At 71.4% G+C, this 17,182-nt stretch carries 17 protein-coding genes and 1 pseudogene; 3 read left to right on the forward strand and 15 right to left on the reverse strand.

Annotated features, from left to right (window positions below):
- Positions 1-53: 53 nt before the first annotated feature.
- Positions 54-257, reverse strand: a complete 204-nt coding sequence (cspA, locus tag G6N51_RS16935) for a cold shock protein CspA (protein WP_007166602.1) — start codon at positions 255-257, stop codon at positions 54-56.
- Positions 258-516: 259 nt separating this feature from the next.
- On the opposite strand from cspA, the gene G6N51_RS16940 reads away from it, so the two are divergent.
- Both G6N51_RS16940 and G6N51_RS16945 read left to right on the forward strand, forming a co-directional pair.
- Positions 517-2,847, forward strand: a complete 2,331-nt coding sequence (locus G6N51_RS16940) for a DEAD/DEAH box helicase (protein WP_083175960.1) — start codon at positions 517-519, stop codon at positions 2,845-2,847.
- Positions 2,848-2,939: 92 nt separating this feature from the next.
- Positions 2,940-3,977: a PAS domain-containing protein gene (locus G6N51_RS16945; RefSeq protein WP_083175962.1), complete on the forward strand. Its 1,038-nt coding sequence runs from the start codon at positions 2,940-2,942 to the stop codon at positions 3,975-3,977.
- On the opposite strand, the gene G6N51_RS16950 is transcribed toward G6N51_RS16945, so the two are convergent.
- The 10 genes and pseudogenes from G6N51_RS16950 to ssd all read right to left on the reverse strand — a co-directional run bounded on the left by G6N51_RS16950 (position 3,974) and on the right by ssd (position 11,239).
- Positions 3,974-5,515, reverse strand: coding sequence for a radical SAM protein (locus G6N51_RS16950; RefSeq protein WP_083175974.1), 1,542 nt, complete (start codon positions 5,513-5,515; stop codon positions 3,974-3,976). The genes G6N51_RS16945 and G6N51_RS16950 overlap by 4 nt on opposite strands.
- A 5-nt stretch (positions 5,516-5,520) precedes the next feature.
- On the reverse strand, positions 5,521-5,955 hold the full coding sequence (locus G6N51_RS16955; protein ID WP_163750734.1) for a hypothetical protein: 435 nt from the start codon (positions 5,953-5,955) through the stop codon (positions 5,521-5,523).
- The gene (locus tag G6N51_RS16960; RefSeq protein ID WP_083173447.1) at positions 5,952-6,737 is read right to left on the reverse strand and encodes a prolipoprotein diacylglyceryl transferase; all 786 of its coding nucleotides are present in this window, start codon (positions 6,735-6,737) and stop codon (positions 5,952-5,954) included. The genes G6N51_RS16955 and G6N51_RS16960 overlap by 4 nt, the downstream gene beginning before the upstream one ends.
- A 38-nt stretch (positions 6,738-6,775) precedes the next feature.
- Positions 6,776-7,075 carry an Rv3654c family TadE-like protein gene (locus G6N51_RS16965; protein ID WP_306460843.1) on the reverse strand — a complete coding sequence of 100 codons (300 nt, stop codon included), beginning with the start codon at positions 7,073-7,075 and terminating at the stop codon, positions 6,776-6,778.
- Positions 7,072-7,397: pseudogene (locus G6N51_RS16970) on the reverse strand (TadE family type IV pilus minor pilin). The gene G6N51_RS16965 and the pseudogene G6N51_RS16970 overlap by 4 nt, the downstream one beginning before the upstream one ends.
- 23 nt (positions 7,398-7,420) lie before the next feature.
- A complete protein-coding gene (locus G6N51_RS16975; RefSeq protein ID WP_276055473.1) occupies positions 7,421-7,624 on the reverse strand; it encodes a DUF4244 domain-containing protein in 204 nt (67 codons plus the stop codon).
- Positions 7,625-7,639: 15 nt separating this feature from the next.
- Positions 7,640-8,221 carry a type II secretion system F family protein gene (locus G6N51_RS16980; protein ID WP_174814321.1) on the reverse strand — a complete coding sequence of 194 codons (582 nt, stop codon included), beginning with the start codon at positions 8,219-8,221 and terminating at the stop codon, positions 7,640-7,642.
- A complete protein-coding gene (locus G6N51_RS16985; RefSeq protein ID WP_083173449.1) occupies positions 8,218-9,018 on the reverse strand; it encodes a type II secretion system F family protein in 801 nt (266 codons plus the stop codon). The genes G6N51_RS16980 and G6N51_RS16985 overlap by 4 nt, the downstream gene beginning before the upstream one ends.
- Positions 9,015-10,187, reverse strand: a complete 1,173-nt coding sequence (locus tag G6N51_RS16990; protein ID WP_083173450.1) for a TadA family conjugal transfer-associated ATPase — start codon at positions 10,185-10,187, stop codon at positions 9,015-9,017. Before G6N51_RS16990 ends, G6N51_RS16985 begins: the two co-directional genes overlap by 4 nt.
- Positions 10,184-11,239 carry a septum site-determining protein Ssd gene (gene ssd / locus G6N51_RS16995; RefSeq protein WP_142275092.1) on the reverse strand — a complete coding sequence of 352 codons (1,056 nt, stop codon included), beginning with the start codon at positions 11,237-11,239 and terminating at the stop codon, positions 10,184-10,186. The genes G6N51_RS16990 and ssd overlap by 4 nt, the downstream gene beginning before the upstream one ends.
- A gap of 490 nt (positions 11,240-11,729) precedes the next feature.
- Between ssd and G6N51_RS17000 the strand changes: the two genes are divergently transcribed.
- Positions 11,730-12,563, forward strand: a complete 834-nt coding sequence (locus G6N51_RS17000) for an HAD-IB family hydrolase (protein ID WP_083173452.1) — start codon at positions 11,730-11,732, stop codon at positions 12,561-12,563.
- 441 nt (positions 12,564-13,004) lie between these two features.
- On the opposite strand, the gene G6N51_RS17005 is transcribed toward G6N51_RS17000, so the two are convergent.
- The 4 genes from G6N51_RS17005 to G6N51_RS17020 are packed head-to-tail and all read right to left on the reverse strand — an operon-like array spanning position 13,005 to position 17,182.
- On the reverse strand, positions 13,005-13,763 hold the full coding sequence (locus G6N51_RS17005; protein ID WP_083173453.1) for an oxidoreductase: 759 nt from the start codon (positions 13,761-13,763) through the stop codon (positions 13,005-13,007).
- Positions 13,764-13,774: 11 nt separating this feature from the next.
- Complete coding sequence (locus G6N51_RS17010; RefSeq protein WP_083173516.1) at positions 13,775-15,403, reverse strand: dipeptide ABC transporter ATP-binding protein; 1,629 nt, start codon at positions 15,401-15,403, stop codon at positions 13,775-13,777.
- Positions 15,400-16,263 carry an ABC transporter permease gene (locus G6N51_RS17015; protein WP_083173454.1) on the reverse strand — a complete coding sequence of 288 codons (864 nt, stop codon included), beginning with the start codon at positions 16,261-16,263 and terminating at the stop codon, positions 15,400-15,402. Before G6N51_RS17015 ends, G6N51_RS17010 begins: the two co-directional genes overlap by 4 nt.
- Positions 16,256-17,182 (reverse strand): ABC transporter permease, encoded by a 927-nt coding sequence (locus tag G6N51_RS17020; protein ID WP_083173455.1) that lies wholly within the window; start codon positions 17,180-17,182, stop codon positions 16,256-16,258. The genes G6N51_RS17015 and G6N51_RS17020 overlap by 8 nt, the downstream gene beginning before the upstream one ends.

Consider the following 17,182-nt stretch of genomic DNA (forward strand, 5'->3'; position numbering starts at 1 on the left):
GGCGGGCCCGCGGGGCGGGACTGCACGGGGGGTCCGTGGAGAATCGGCTCGTCTTAGACGGAGCGGACTCCGGTGGCCTGGGGGCCCTTAGGGCTGTGGCCGATTTCGAACTCGACCTTCTGGTTTTCTTCGAGGGTGCGGAAGCCCGAACCCTGGATCTCCGTGTAGTGGACAAACACGTCTGCGGAGCCGTCTTCGGGGGCAATGAACCCGAAGCCCTTCTCCGCGTTGAACCACTTCACAGTTCCCTGTGGCATCTCTCGATCTTTCCTTTTCTTCTGGGTGCGGGGCATCGCCTTTCGATGCCCCGGGCCTGGTACGACCGCCATACCTCGCTCAGTCGCCGGAACTTCACCCGACCGATTAACCTCGCAGGAACCGCGGCCGCAACGTCGATCCTGCGAAAGTTTGACACGAACACAGAAGCTGCGACCGCAAATAGTCAACCATGTTCATCGCTTCGGCGACAGACTTGCGCCTTGGACGGAGTCTCAGCCGGGTCCCAGGAGGGTGCGAATGGCGAGTTTCGGCAGCGAGCTGCTCGCCGCCGCGCTCGCCGGCACCGCCGCCGACGAGCACCCGCTGCGCCACGTCGCCGAGCTGCCGCCGCGAAGCGGCCGCCCGCACAGCTGGCCGGCGTGGGCCGAGCCCGACGTGGTGCGCGCGTTCACCGACCGCGGCGTCGGGTCCCCCTGGTCGCACCAGTCGGCGGCCGCGGAATTGGCGCACGCCGGCCGTCATGTGGTGGTGAGCACCGGGACGGCGTCGGGCAAGTCGCTGGCGTATCAGCTTCCCGTCCTCAACGCGCTGGCCACCGATCCACGCGCCCGGGTGCTCTACCTGTCGCCGACGAAGGCGCTGGGCCACGATCAGTTGCGCGCCGCGCACGCGCTGACGGCCGCGATCCCGCGGCTGCATGACGTCGCCCCCACCGCCTACGACGGCGACAGCCCCCCAGAGGTCCGCCGCTTCGCGCGCGAACGGTCCCGCTGGCTGTTCTCCAATCCCGACATGATCCATCTGTCGATCTTGCGCAACCATGCCCGCTGGGCGGTGCTGCTGCGGGGTCTTCGCTTCGTGATCGTCGACGAATGCCATTACTACCGTGGAGTTTTCGGCTCCAATGTGGCGATGGTGCTGCGCCGGCTGCTGCGGCTGTGTGCCCGGTACTCGTCGGCGCCGACGGTGATCTTCGCCAGCGCGACGACGGATGCTCCGGGCGCGACGGCCGCCGAGCTGATCGGGCTTCCGGTCGAGGAGGTCACCGAGGACGGGTCGCCGCAGGGCGCGCGGACGGTGGCGCTGTGGGAGCCGGCGCTGCGGGCCGACCTGCTGGGCGAGAACGGTGCGCCGGTGCGCCGCTCGGCCGGCGCGGAGGCGGCGCGGGTGATGGCCGACCTGGTCGCCGAGGGGGCGCAGACGCTGACGTTCGTCCGCTCGCGCCGCGCCGCGGAGCTGACCGCCCTGGGCGCCCAGGCGCGGCTGGCCGACATCGCCCCGCAGCTCTGCGGCAAGGTGGCGTCGTATCGGGCCGGATATCTCGCCGAGGACCGCACCGCGCTGGAGCGCGCCCTGGCGGAAGGCCGGCTGCGCGGGCTGGCCACCACGAACGCCCTGGAGTTGGGTGTCGACATCGCGGGGCTGGACGCGGTGGTGCTCGCCGGGTTCCCCGGGACGGTCGCGTCGTTCTGGCAGCAGGCCGGCCGGTCGGGCCGGCGCGGGCAGGGCGCGCTGGTGGTGCTGATCGCCCGCGACGATCCGCTGGACACCTACCTGGTCCACAACCCGGCCGCGCTGCTGGGCAAGCCGGTCGAACGGGTGGTGATCGATCCCGCCAATCCCTACATCTTGGGACCCCAACTTCTGTGTGCGGCAACCGAAATGCCGCTCGATGAGGCCGAGGTGCGTGACTTCGGCGCCACGGCGGTGGCCGAGGGCCTCATCGACGACGGACTGCTGCGGCGCCGCAACGGCAAGTATTTTCCCGCGGCCGGCCTGGAACCGCATGGGGCGGTGGACATCCGGGGGTCGGCGGGCGGCCAGATCGTGATCGTGGAGGCAGACACCGGGCGGTTGCTGGGCAGCACCGGCGTCGGTCAGGCCCCGGCGTCGGTCCACCCGGGCGCCGTCTACCTGCATCAGGGCGAGAGTTACGTCGTCGACTCGCTGGACCTCGAGGACGCCATCGCCTTCGTGCACGCCGAGGACCCCGGTTACGCCACGTTCGCGCGGGAGATCACCGACATCGCCGTCACCGGCACCGGGGAACGCGCGCGGTTCGGGCCGGTCACCCTGGGGCTGGTGCCGGTCACCGTCACGCACCGGGTGGTGGGGTATCTGCGCCGCCGGCTTTCCGGGGAGGTGATCGACTTCATCGAGCTGGACATGCCCGAGCAGACGTTGGCGACCACCGCGGTGATGTACACCATCACCGAAGAGGCGTTGCTGCGCAACGGTATTGACGAGCCGCGGATCCCCGGGTCGCTGCATGCCGCCGAGCACGCGGCGATCGGCCTGCTGCCGTTGGTGGCCAGCTGCGACCGCGGTGACATCGGCGGCCTGTCCACGGCGGTGGGACCGGACCCGGCCGGCCTGCCCAGTGTCTTCGTCTACGACGGCTATCCCGGCGGCGCCGGGTTCGCCGAACGCGGCTTCCGCCAGGTGAGCACCTGGCTGGGTGCGACGGCCGCCGCCATCGAGGCGTGTGAGTGCCCCCGGGGATGTCCGTCCTGCGTGCAATCCCCCAAATGCGGCAACGGCAACGACCCGCTCGACAAGGCGGGTGCGGTGCGCGTGCTGCGATTGGTGCTCGCGGAACTGCCGCACGAGCAGCGATCCGGCGGATGACGACCGGCCCCTCGACCGCCGACCACGGTGCTGTGCCCCCTGACGCCGATGCCAAGCCCGAGGCCTTGGCCCCTCGCCGTAAAATCGGCCGCATGGGCCACGACTGGCTGCTCGTGGAGACGCTGGGCGGCGAACCCACCGTGGTGGCGCAGGGGCGCCAACTGAAAAACCTCGTCCCCATCACCACGTTCATGCGCCGCAGCCCCTATCTCTCCGCGGTCCGGACGGCGATCGCCGAATCGGTACAGACGGGGCAGAGCCTGACCAGCATCACCCCCAAGCGCGACCGCGTCATTCGCACCGAACCGGTGGTCATGTCCGACGGCCATATCCACGGCGTGCACGTGTGGACGGGCCCCGCCGACGCCGAACCTCCCGAGCGGCCCACCCCCGGGCCGCTGAAGTGGGATCTGACGCTGGGTGTCGCCACCGACACCCGGGAGTCGCTGATGAACAGCGGAAAGAATCCCGAAGTCGAGGTGACCTTCGGCAGGGCCTTCGCGGAAGACCTCCCCTCTCGCGAGCTCAATCCCAACGAGACCAAGGTGCTTGCCATGGCCGTCAAGGCCGAGCCCGACCAAACGCTATGCAGCACATGGGATCTCACCGATTGGCAGGGCAATCCGATGCGGATCGGTTTTGTCGCGCGCACCGGCCTGGAGACCGGCCCCGACGGCCGGGACCACCTGGTCGCCCGGGCGATCAACTGGCGCGCCGAACTCAAGGGCCCGCAGGTCTCGACAGACGATCTGGCGCAACGGATCCTGAGCGGACTGGCCCAGGCCGGCGTCCACCGCGCGCTGATCGACCTCAAGAACTGGGCCCTGCTGAAATGGCTGGACGAGCCCTGCACCTTCTACGACTGGCGGGGCAGCGAGACGGGCAAGCCGAAGGTGCACCCCGACGACCAGCACCTGGTGTCCTCGATGACCGAGGAATTCGCCCACGGCGCGACCAGCCGAGTGCTGCGCATGCCGGGCCGCGACACCGAATGGGTGCCGGTGCACGTGACCGTCAACAGGGTCGAACTCGAACCGGACGCCTACGCCGGGCTGGTCTCGCTGCGGTTGCCCTCCGACGAGGAACTCGCCGCCGCGGGACTGACGGGCGTCCCCGACGCGAGGGCCTAACCGACGACCGGCAGCAAGCGTTCGGCGGCGACCGACAGCCGCTGGCCGCCGAGTTGCGGCCACGCCTGCACCGCGCAGAACGGCGCGCACTGGTCCTGCGCCGAGCGGGTGCCGACGTGCACGCAGCACTGCACCAACCGCTCTTCGATCATCGTCGAGAGGTCCATGAACGGTTTGACCGTGATGCGAACGACGCGCTCACCCAGCAGCTGCCTCAGCTTTCGCCGGCGCCCGGGCAGCGCGGCGGACGCCACCGTCAGCAACGTCGCGATGCCCAGGTCGCAGTTCTCGCAGATCATGCGCCACACGTCCGACATCTGAGGATGCGACAGCGAAGACTGCTCCGACAGCAAGCCCATCAGGGATTCCCGCACGGCCAGCCGCAATTCGCGGGGAAGGTCGGAGTCGGCGATCCGGTTGGCGATCAGACCCAGCTTGCCTTTGAGGTTGTCGTGGCCGATCAGCGCGACCAGTGAGCGCCAGTTCCCGCTGTCGTCGTTGAGCAGGTACCCGACCGAACAGCAGTGCGGGTGCGAGCACGGCAGTGCGGTCAGGTCCCGCCAGGTGACCAGGCCGCCGGTCTGCGGTCCCAACCGCTTGAGCACGCCGGTGTGGGTCAGCCGGCTTTGCGGATCGATGAGACCCGAACGGCCGGAAGCGAATTGCGGCTGGATGCTCACCCCACCGACGTAGGGTGTGTCCAGCGCCAGCTTGACGACGTCGCCGATCTCGCCGTCGTTGACCCCGAGCGCGGCGGTCATCACGAGCGTGGTGAAGATTTCGCGTTCGGAAAGTAGCCGCAGCGCCGCCTGTTTGACGCGGGACAGGTCACCGCCACGGTGGTAGCGGTGCGCGGCCGTCGAGAGCCCGTCGTACTGCAGATACACCTCGACCCGTTCGCGATGCTCGGTGAGCAGGTCGAGCAGCCCGTCATCGTGGGCTATCCGTATACCATTGGTATTCAACAGAATTCGTGTTATCGGCCGCGAGCTGAGCTCGGCGAGCAGCTCGGGAAGCTGCGGGTGCAGGCTGGGTTCTCCGCCGCTGAGCATCACCACGTCGAGGCGGCCGTTCTCGCGCGCGAGCCGCTGGTCGACGTTGGCCAGCACGTCGCCGACGGCGACGACATCGCGCAGGTCGGGCGAGGAGTCGGCGAAACACGTCGGGCAGCGCAGGTTGCAGGCCGCGGCGATGTCTTCGAGCAGGATGCAGGTGTGCTGGGTCTGCATCGGCGGCAGGCCGCGCAGATAGGCCGACGGTATGGGGTCGAAGTTGTCGGGCGCGTCGGGGACATGGGCCTTGGTGGGCGCGGTCCACTCCTCGAGATAGGAAAGGATCGCCGGGTCTTCGTCGTACAGCGTCCGAACGAGCCCGTGTGTCCGACAGCCACGTTCGAGCCAGACCTGCCCGTCGTCGCGCACGGCCAGCCAGCCGCTGAGCCGCGCCACGGCGCTCAATGGGCGGTCGGGCTCCTCGGCATGACAGTGCGGACAAAAGGCGTTGACGTAGCGGTGGATTCGGTCGCCCCGCAGGTCCATGCCGCTCATCGGGTCAGGTGATAGAGCATCGGGTTCAGCCCGGTACAGATGCCGACGGTGAGGATGGAGGTGAGCGCCCAGCCGATCATCAGTCCCATCCCGATCCCCCTCGCCCACGCGCTCCTCTTCGCGAACAACAACCCTCCCCCGCCGCCGAAGGCGATCATCGCGAGCAGGACGGCCCCGGTCGCGAACGCGATCTTCGGCGCGACGGCATTGGCGAGTCCGAACAACACCAGCGGGCCTAGGACCGTGTTGATTCCGACGTACAGGACCATCCCGGCGATCGCGGCGCCGAAGATTTCCCCGCCGCTCGGCTTGCGCGGCGGCGGTTGCCAGCCGGGGTACGGCTGGTTCATGTCATAGGGGTAGCCGGGCGGGGGCCAGTCCGGGGGGCGCCAGCCGTCCGGCGGAGGGGGACCCGGCGGTGGGTTCGTCATGCGGCAACCACCTCTCGGCGCAAGAAGGCGTCGTAGTAGCCCCGCCGATATCCCACCCGCAGCCGGACGGCGATGAGCAGCAGGGAGGGCAGGAGAAACCACTGCGGCCGGGTCAGGCCCAGCCAGACGGTCTCGTTGGCCCGCACGAACTCGACGAAGAATCTGAAGACCGCATAGCCCGCGATGTAGAGGACGAACAGCTCGCCGGGCCGGCTCATCCGGTGGCGCAACCACAGCAGCGCCGCGAATGCGGCCAGCTGGAAGGCGATTTCGTACAGGAACGACGGGTGCATGGCCGCGCCGGTGACACAGCCCGGACATTTGGGCGTGCCGGCCGGGGCGTGGATGCCCCACGGCAGGGTGGTCGGGCGCCCCGGCGCTTCGGTGAGGTGGCAGCCGATGCGGCCGATCGCCATGCCCAGGGCGACCGCCGGCGCGAACAAGTCACCGGTCTTGCCGGTGTAGCCGCCGATCCGTTTGGCGATCAGCACGCCGACGTAGGCACCGCACAGTCCGCCGAGGATGCTGCGCGACCCGAATTCCCATGCCTGCAGCAGCGTCGGGTTCAGCCGAAGGTCGAGGTGCTCGGCCCAGCCGGACAGGCGCATGCCCAGCGCGCCGCCGACCAAGGCCCCGGTCACCGCCACCAGCGACTGTTCGTTGACCGCTCCGCGCCGGCGCGCCTCGGCGATGAACACCACGGCCGCCGCCAGGACGCCCAGCGCCACGAAGACACCATGCACCGGCAACACCATCGGGCCGATCCGCCACTGCGGCACCACGCCGACAGACTATTACGTCGGGCACGCACGGGCCCGCTTCAGCCGCTGGCCGGCCCGGCCCGCGCGGCGGCGCTCGCCGCCTCGCCGAAGACTGCCACCCGGACCGTGACGACGACGTCGAGACCGTCCACCGCACACCTGGCGTCGGTCCGCATTGCGCGGGCCACCACCGCCGCTTCGGCGCAGGCGGCTTCGGGCCCGGCAGGCAGGCGGGCCGCGGCGGCCAAGGCGGCCAGGTCGGCGGCCGCCTGCGCGCGGTGCCGCGCCACCACGACGGCGCCGACGTAGGCCGCGGCCCCGGTGACGCAGAGCAGCACCGCCGCCATCCAGGCCGTCACCAGGGTGGCCGAACCGCGATCACCCCGGTGGCTCCGCCACCGAGATCGCTTTGGCCGCGATGTCGAGCGCCGGCAACAACTTCGAATGCGCGACAACGGTGGCCACCAGAAAATCTCCGTCACGGTGCACCTCGACGCGCGCCCCACCCGGGGCGATGCGGCGAGCCGCGCCGAGGGCCGAGCTTTCGTCGCCGCGGGCGGCCAGCCGGGCGGCCTCGCGGGCGGCGTCCACGCAGCGCACCTGCATCGACACCGCGGTGACGCCGGCCAGGCAGAGCACCAGCACGACGACCAGCGTGGCGACCCCCAGCGCCGCCTCCACGGTGCTGGCACCCGCACCGCCGGCTAGACCTTGGTGTTGAGCGCGCGGCCGATGATGTTGGTCAGTGCCGACACGATGGAGTCGCCCGTCACGACGGTGTACAGGATCGCGCCGAAGGCGGCGGCCGCGATGGTTCCGATGGCGTACTCGACCGTGGACATGCCCGCCTCGTCCGACACCAGAACCGTCACACGGGCCACCAGGACACGAAATATGTTGTGCACCAATGCTTTCCTTTCTCCTCACCATAACCCCAAGACGTCACCGGCGAGCCCGGCCACCACCGGAACGATGCCCAGGCACACGAACGCCGGCAGGAAGCACAACCCGAGCGGTCCGGCGATCAACACCCCGGCGCGCTCGGCGGCGGCCGTGGCCGCGTGCGCCACGTCGTGCCGGGACTGGTCGGCCAACCCGGCGACGCCCTCGGCCAGCGCGGCACCCGAGGCGGCCGACCGCCGGGCCAGCCGCAACAACGCTTCGACGTGCGGGTCGGGCCGGGCGTCCGGCGTAACCGACCACGCGACAACGGGATCGGCGCCCAGCGCCAGCAGGTCGGCCGCTCGCCGCAGCACGTGGGCCAGTGTGGCCGGCGCGGACGTTGCGGCGGCGGCCGCGGCGGTGGCCACCGCCATGCCCGCGCCCAGGCACACGGCCAGCACGTCGAGAGACGACGCGACCGCCAGCGGGTCGTCGGCCGGAGCCGGCCCGAGGCCATGGCGGGTTCGCTGCTCGCGGACCGGTATCCGAGCGCGCGCCCGCACCAACGATGGGCCGGGTGCGATCCACGCGGCCACCGCCAGCAACACCGCCGCCGCGCTCATGGCACGAGCCGATCGGTGATGCGGTCGGCCCACAACAGACCCCCGCACGCCAGGGTCGAACCGGCGACCAGCAGCCATCCGCCGGCGCGGCCGTCGAGCAGGAAGGCCAGCGGCCGGGCGCCGATCAGTTGACCCAGCAGTACGCCGAGCGCCGGCAGGGCCGCCAAGATCGCCGCGGTTGCCCGCGCACCGGCCATGTTCGACCTCACCCGCGCCGAGAACCGTTGCCGCTGCGCGACATCGCGCTGCGCGGCGCGCATCAGGGTCGCTATCGCCAGGCCGTGGTCGCTGGCCAGTTGCCAGCACGACGCGAGGCGGTCCCACTGCGCGGGCAGGGTCGACGACTGGGCCGCGGCGCGCAGTCCGGCCGCGACGTCGGCCCCCAATCTGGCGCGGGCCGCGACGGCCCGCAACGACTCGGCAACCGCACCGCCGGTCTCGCCGGCGGCCACGCCGAACGCGCGCACCGGATGCGAGCCGACCCGCAATTCGCCGACGAGCACGTCGAGTGCGCCTTCCAGCGCCCGCCCCTCGCGCGCGGCCCGCCGGGTGCGGTGGCGGCGGCGGTGGCGCAGGCTCGCGGTCGTGCCCACGACGGCCCCGGCCAGCACGGTGGTCAGCGGCAGCACCATCGCGGCAGCGGCCACGGCTGCGGCGGCAAGGCAGCCCGCCCCCCGCGGCCCGGCGAACGGGCGGCGACGGTTGGGCGGGGCGGGCGCGAGGCGGCGCCGCGGTGTCGCGGGAAGGACGACGAGCGCGGCCGCCAACAGCAGTGCACCCGCGACGGGGCCGCTCACGCCGGCATCCGGCTGTGCAGCAAGCGGTGCAGGAGCTCGGCGTCGTCGACCAGGCCGCCGTCGGCGTGCCACGCCGTGACGGCCCGCACCCGCCCCGCGGCAGGGTGCAGCACGGCGATCTCGGCGAGCCGGCGCCGCCCGTCGCGATCCCGTGCGACGTGCAGCAGCACCTGCACGGCCGCGGCGAGCTGACTGTGCAGCGCCGCGCGATCGAGGCCGCCCAGCGCGCCGAGCGCCTCCAGCCGGGCGGGAACTTCGGCGGGGTTGTTCGCGTGCACCGTGCCCGCTCCCCCGTCGTGGCCGGTGTTCAGCGCCGCCAGCAGATCCACCACCTCGGCGCCACGCACCTCGCCGACCACGATGCGGTCGGGCCGCATCCGCAGGGCTTGCCGCACGAGTTGGCGCACGGCGACTTCGCCGACCCCTTCCACGTTGGCGCACCGCGCGACCAGCTTCACCACGTGCGGATGGCGGGGCGCCAACTCGGCGGCGTCCTCGACGCAGACGATGCGCTCGGTCGGGGCGACGGCCCCGAGCATCGCCGCGAGCAGGGTCGTCTTGCCGGCTCCCGTCCCGCCGCACACCAGGAAGGCCAGCCGCGCGGCGATGATGTCGGCGACCAGGGCGGCGGCCTCAGGCGCCAGGGCGCCCGAGGCGGTCAGGGCCGCCAGGTCCTGACTGGCCGGCCGCAGCACCCGCAGCGACACGCAGGTGCCACCGGCCGCCACGGGCGGCAGGACGGCGTGCAAGCGGACCGCAAAACCCGCCCCGATGCCGGTCAGCTGGCCGTCCACCCACGGCTGCGCGTCGTCCAGGCGCCGACCGGCGGCCAGCGCGAGCCGCTGCGCCAGCCGCCGCACCGCCGCCTCGTCGGCGAACCGGACCTGCGTGCGCCGCAAACCATTTCCGTCGTCGACCCACACCGCGTCCGGCGCGGTGACCAAGACGTCGGTGGTGCCGTCGGCGCACAACAGCGGCTCGAGGATCCCGGCACCGGTCAGTTCGGTCTGCAGCACCCGCAGGTTGGCCAGCACCTCGGTGTCGCCGAGCATCCCCCCGGACTCGGCCCGGATCGCGGCGGCGACGACGTTCGGCCCCAACGGCGACCCGAGCGGGGCGGATTCCGCGGCCAGTCGCTCGCGCACCCGATCGATCAGCGAACCGCTCACGCGGCGGCCCTACCGTTTCGTGCGGCACCCGACGCCGCGCGCGGCAAGACCGAGAGCACCTGACGGGCCGCCGCCGCGAGCGCGGATCGCCGGCCGACCCGCAGCCCGCCGCGCTCGAGCTGTTCGGCGACGCGCGGCTCCGCCCGCATGGACGCCAGCAACGGCAACCCGGTGAGGTCGCCGATCTCGGACGCCCGCAACCCGCCCGGCGACGGACCGCGCACCACCAATCCCACGTTGGGGTTGACGGCGGCCAGCACCGGAGCCAGCGCACCCGTCGCCGCGCATGCGCGGACATCGCATCGGCTGACCACGACCACCAGGTCGGCGGCGTCGAGGGCGGCCTGGGCCGCGTCGGTCAGACGGCGCGGAAGGTCGCAGACCACCGTCACCGCCCCGCGGCGACCGGCATCGACGAGGGCGTGCACCGGCCCCGGCGCCAACTCGTACCCGCGCCGGGTGCCCGACAGCACGCTGGCACCCCGGTGTCGGGGCAGCGCCGCACGCACGGCCGACCAGTTGAGCCGGCCGCCCTGCAGCGCCAGATCCGGCCACCGCAGGCCCGTTGTGCTCTCCGCGCCCAGCAGCAGGTCGATCCCGCCGCCCCACGGGTCGAGATCCAGCACCAGCGCGTCGGCGGCGGCCTGCGCCAAGGCGGCCGTCAACGACGACGCGCCCGCGCCGCCGCACCCGCCGATGACGGCGACGACGGCGCCGCGTGACCCGTCGTCGCGTGACGATTCGGCGGCCTCGGCGAGCGCGCACACCAGCTCGCCCTCCTGCTCGGGCAGCCGCAGCACCCGCCCGGCACCGACCGCCACGGCCGCCGCCCACGTCGCGGTCTCCGGGTCGGCCGCCGTCAGCACGGTCAGGTGAGCGCGGCGCGGCAGCGCCGCCCGCCCGCAGCGCTCGGCCCCCGCCTCGTCCAGCACCACGGCCGCGGCCGCCGACCACGTCTTGCGGCTCAACGCGCCGCCGGCATGGACGACCCGGACGCCGACGGCCGCGGCCACGCGATCCAATTCGCGGCGAAGTTCCGGGTCCGCCAACACCGCCAAGACGCCCGCGGACGTCGCCACTTCGGCTTGAGGGGTGCCACTCACGCGACCACTGTGCGGCCTGGCGATATTGGACGCCAGTCCCAAACGCGGGGTTTGTGGATAGAGACGCGAGTGTGCACAAAGACTCGGCCGACGCATCGGCCGGCGCGCACGAGACGGAACGTCCGCAACTACTCGGACGGCCCCGCTGCGCGGTCCGGATGACCGGAACTGACCCCAGATAAGGGACGACCCCCGCCAGGGGGGGAGGAGGCGAGGGTCGTCGTGCATCAGCCCCGGGGGGTCGGGCTGATACACCCTCGGCTCAGGCCGAGTAATGCTTACTATACACATGCCCAGCCGCGGTAACGCAATAGCTCTTTCTATGAAAGAACACGTTGAGCCGCAAGAACACTGCCGATACCGCAGGTCCCACTTTGCTGAGCGGCCGTTTCGGGTCCAAGGTCCCAGCGCCGGCGGACGACCGACCTATGCTGGGCCCGTGACCGTCTTCGACCCGGCCGACGCGCAGCACCCGACTCCCCGGGCCCGCACCGCCGCCTTCTTCGACCTGGACAAGACGATCATCGCCAAGTCCAGCACGCTGGCGTTCAGCAAACCGTTCTTCAACCAGGGACTGCTGAACCGCCGCGCCGTGCTCAAGTCGAGCTACGCCCAGTTCATCTATCTGCTCTCCGGCGCCGATCATGACCAGATGGACCGGATGCGCATCCACATGACGAACATGGTCGCCGGCTGGGACGTGGAACAGGTCAAGTCGATCGTCAACGAGACGTTGCACGAGATCGTGACCCCGCTGGTGTTCGCCGAAGCCGCGGACCTGATCGCCGCCCACAAGTTGTGCGGCCGCGACGTGGTCGTGGTCTCCGCCTCGGGCGAGGAAATCGTGGCGCCCATCGCCCGGGCGCTCGGCGCCACGCATGCGATGGCGACCCGCATGGTCGTCGAGAACGGCCGGTACACCGGCGAGATCGCGTTCTACTGCTACGGCGAGGGCAAGGTGCAGGCGATCCGCGAGCTGGCCGCGCGCGAGGGCTACCCGCTGGAGCACTGCTACGCGTACTCCGACTCGATCACCGATTTGCCGATGCTCGAATCCGTCGGCCATCCCAGCGTGGTGAACCCCGACCGCGGACTGCGCCGGGAAGCCCTCGAGCGCGGTTGGCCGGTGCTGTCCTTCTCTCGGCCGGTGTCGCTGCGCGACCGTATCCCCGCGCCGTCGGGTGCGGCGATCGCGACGACCGCCGCGGTGGGCGTCAGTGCGCTGGCCGCCGGCGCGGTCACCTATTCGCTGTTGCGCCGCTTCGCGTTCTAGCCCGCCGGCCGCCGGCCCGTAGCAAACGTGTTCCGGCGCCGCTTCGCAATTTTTGCAAAATTGGGCCTTGCTGCGCTAAGGGTCTAGTAGTACAAAGGAACCACGGAAGCCCGGTGAGGCCTAGGTCGATCCGGAAGAGAAGGTTCGATCTCCCGATCCGGGCGCCCAGCACGGTGCTCGGCACCCACGCGGAGTCATAGCCGCGATAATGGCAGAAGTGTTGCGGGCCTGCGTAATTGCGGAATGTGGACGGTGTCGACGGCCCTTTGGGTGGGGTTGCTACCGGAAGCATCGCAAGATCGCCGAGGCCAACCCACGCAGCCCCGAAATGCACGCATGGTAACCGAGTTCCGTGCTAGCGGGCGGCGAACCGAATTCTTCGGGACGTCGCCCGCTTTGCATTGTCTTGCATTGTCCAGGGGCGTTTTTCGTCATCACCAGCTATCGACTCGACAGCGACTCGGCGATCGTCAACGCCTCCTGCGCGCCGGCCCGCATCGCTCGGCAGCACAGCACCAGCCAGGTCCCCACTCCTTCCGGGGTGCCGTCGGCGAAGCCCTCGGCGGCGGTCCGGTAGTCGGCCGGCTGTCGCATCCAACTCACCTCGGGCACACCCAATCCGTGTGGGTCCAGCCCGCTGGCGATGGTCACCAGGCGCGACACCGCGCGGGCGACCACGCCGTCCGCGCTGCCGAACGGCCGCAGCGTCAGCAGCTCGCCGTGGGCGACGGCGGCGACCACCGGCGCCGGCGCCTGGGTGCCGCCGCTCACCAACTCCGCCAGCAACTCCAGCCGCGGCCCCACCCCGGCGTCGGCGCGCGGCCGGCCCAGCCTGTCCTCGTCGACCTGGTCGGCCGCCGCCAACATGTGCAGCCTGGCCAGCGCCTGCAACGGCGCGCGACGCCAGATGCCGACCAGTGGACCCTCGCCGCCCTCGAGCGCCTGAGCCACCCGCAACGCGCCGCCGAACACCGGGTCGTTGACCACCGCCGCGTCCGCGAGGTCTTCGAGCCGCACGGGGCCGCCGTCCAGCACCGACGAGGCGCGGGCCGCCCGCAACGCCGCTTCGGCCGCGGTCACCGGCCAGCCCCGCAGGTTCGCCCGGTGGCGGTGGGCGCGGCCCAGCGCGTCGCGGGCCCGGTCGCTGGCCTCGGCGACGCCCGGCAACTCCAGCAGGGGAGCCAGTGGATCAGCCGTCACGGGTTGCCAACCTATCGCGGTGGCGCGAGCGCGCCGGGGATGGCCGCCAGCAGCTGGCGGGTGTAGTCGTGCCGGGGCCGGCTGAACAGCTCCTCGGTAGGTGCCCGCTCCACCACGCTGCCGGCGCGCATCACCAACACGTCGTCGGCGATCTGCCGGATCACCGCCAGGTCGTGGCTGATGAACAGGTAGGCGAGTCCGAGCTCGGCCTGCAGGCCGGCCAGCAACTGAAGTATCTGGGCCTGCACCAGGACATCGAGCGCGGAGACCGCCTCGTCGCAGACCAGCACCTCGGGCCGCAACGCCAGCGCCCGGGCGATCGCGACGCGCTGTCGTTGGCCGCCGGAAAGCTCACGGGGCAGCCGCCCCAGGACGGACGCCGGCAGCGCGACCTGGTCGACGAGCTCGCGCACCGCGCGCTCGCGCTGCCCGCGGTCACCGACGCGGTGGACGCGCAGCGGCTCCTCGATGGCGCGGAACACGGTGTACATCGGATCCAGGCTGCTGTAGGGATTCTGGAAGACGGGCTGCACCCTGCGCCGGAATGCCAGTTGCTGATCGCGGTTCAGCGCGGCGTCGACGCGGGTGCCGTCGAAGGTGACGGTGCCGGAAGTGGGGGGCAGCAGGCCCAGCACCATTCGCGCCAGCGTCGATTTGCCCGAACCCGACTCCCCCACGACGGCCAGGGTGCGCGCCCGCCGCAGCCGAAACGAAACCCCGTCGACGGCACGGAATTCCGCTCGCCGCTGCGCCCGCCACCCGGGGACCCCGCGGGACTCGCGGTACACCTTGGTCAGGTCCGAGGCGACGAGGACGTCGTCGGGCTCCGGGTGATCCACCGGGTGCGGCCGGCCCTGACTTTTGACCGCCAGCGACGGCGCCGCGGCCACCAGGCGACGGGTGTAATCGTGTTGCGGGTCGCGCAGGATCGACTCCGCCGCACCGGATTCCACCACGACGCCGGCGCGCATCACGACCACGGACTCGGCGCGTTCGGCGGCCAGCGCCAGGTCGTGGGTGATCAGCAGCAGCGCGGTGCCGAGTTCGGTGGTGAGCCCCTGCAAGTGGTCGAGCACCTGGCGCTGCACGGTGACGTCCAGCGCGGAGGTCGGCTCGTCGGCGATCAGCAGCCGCGGCCGGCCCGCCAACCCGATCGCGATCAGCGCCCGCTGACACATCCCGCCGGAGAGCTGATGCGGATAGCGACCCGCTTGCCTGGCCGGGTCCGGCAACCCGGCCTGGGCGAGCAGCTCGACCGCGGTTCGTCGCGTCCTGCGGTCGGAAGTGTTGGCGCGCAACGCTTCGGAGACCTGGAAGCCGACCTTCCAGACGGGGTTGAGGTTCGTCATCGGGTCCTGCGGTATGTAGCCGATCTCGCGGCCCCGGATCGAGCGCAGGGTCCGGCGGTCGGCCCCTGCGATGTCGGTTCCGTCGAAGACGATGCGCCCGGCGGTGATCCGCCCGCCGGGGGGAAGCAGCCCGAGGACGGCGGCCGCCGTGGTGGATTTCCCCGAGCCGGACTCACCCACCACCGCGACGGTCTGGCCGGGCAGCACGGCGAGGTCCACGCCACGGACGGCGCCCTGACGGCCGAAGTCGACTCTGAGACCCTCGACGGCCAGCAGCGGTCCGGCGTTCATGGCCGCCACGCTCGTGAAGCCGGATCCAGGGCGTCGCGCAACGCGTCGCCCATCATCATGAAGGCCAGCACCGTGATCGCCAGTGCGCCGGCGGGATAGAACAGGATGGGCGAGCCCGCCCGCAGCCGCGTCTGGGCGAGGTTGATGTCGCCGCCCCAGGACACCACCGTCGGCGGCAGCCCGACGCCGAGGTAGGACAGCGTGGCCTCGGTGACGATGAAGACGCCCAGCGCGATGGTGGCCATCGCGACGACCGGGCCCAGGGCGTTGGGCAGCGCGTGGCGCAGCAGGATTTGAAAGCGGCTCAGCCCCAATGCCTTCGCGGCCAGCACGAAGTCGCTGGCGCGCACCGCGAGCACCGATCCCCGCGCGATGCGGGCGACCTGGGGCCAGCCGAACAGGGCGAGGATGGCGATCACGGTCCACACCGTGCGATGGCGCATGACCTGCATGAGCACGATCGCGGCCAGCAGCAGGGGCAAGCCGAAGAACACGTCGCTGACGCGCGAGACCAGCGCGTCGATCCAGCCGCCGTAGAACCCCGCCAGCGCGCCGAGCGCGCCGCCGACGACGAACACCACCAGGGCCGCCCCCACGCCGACGGTGACCGAGGCCCGCGCGCCGTAGACCGTGCGGGTGTAGACGTCGTGGCCCTGCAGGTCGGTGCCGAACCAATGGGCGCGCGACGGCGGGAGCAGGCTCTGGCTGGGATCGGCGTAGGCGGGATCGGCCCCGGTGAACACCGCGGGAAACATCGCGACGAACGCGATGAACAGGATGAGCAGGCCGGCGACGACGAACTTCGGGCGCCCGCGCAACGCGCGCCAGGTGTCGAGCCAGAAGCCGCTGCGCTCAGCCATACCGGATCCTGGGGTCCAGCGCGGCATACAGCAGGTCCACCGCCAGGTTGGTGATGAGGTAGATCAGCACCAGCACCGTCACGATCGACACCACGGTCGGCGCCTCCTGCCGGGTGACGGCCTGATACAGCACGCCGCCGACGCCGTGGATGTTGAAAATGCCCTCCGTCACAATGGCTCCCCCCATCAGCGCGCCCAGGTCGGCACCCAGGAACGTCACCACGGGGATGAGCGAATTGCGCAGAATGTGCACCGCCACCACGCGCGGGCGGGACAACCCCTTGGCGGTGGCGGTGCGGACGTAGTCGGCGTGCGCGTTGGCGGCGACCGCGGACCGGGTCAACCGCACCACGTAAGCGAACGACACCGAACCCAGCACGACGCCGGGCAGCAGCAGGCGCCCGAACGTCGACCGCTCCCCCACCGTCACCGGCGCGATGCCCAGCTTCACCCCGAAAACGAACTGGGCCAAAAAGCCCAGGACGAAGATGGGGATGGCGATGATGATCAGCCCGGTGATCAGCACGCCCGCGTCGAACAGGCCACCCGTGCGCAGGCCGGCGATCACCCCGAACCCGATGCCCAGCACCGCTTCGACGGCCAGGGCGATCAGCGCCAGCCGCAGCGTGACCGGAAAGGCATGTGCCAGAACGGCGCTCACCGGGAGACCGGAGTAGGAGCGGCCCAGGTCGCCGCGCAGGACGCCGCCGAGGTAGCGCAGGTACTGCACGATGAACGGATCATCGAGGTGGTAGCGGGCCCGCAGCTGCGCGGCGACCTCGGGCGTCAGCGGCCGGTCCCCGGCGATCGCGGCCACCGGGTCGCCCGGCAACAGGAACACCATGCCGTAGATCAGCAGTGTGGCGCCGAGGAAAACGGGCACCATGACGGCGATCCGGCGCGCGATGTAGGAGCCCAT

Source organism: Mycobacterium paraseoulense (genome assembly GCF_010731655.1).
Taxonomy (GTDB): Bacteria; Actinomycetota; Actinomycetes; order Mycobacteriales; family Mycobacteriaceae; genus Mycobacterium; species Mycobacterium paraseoulense.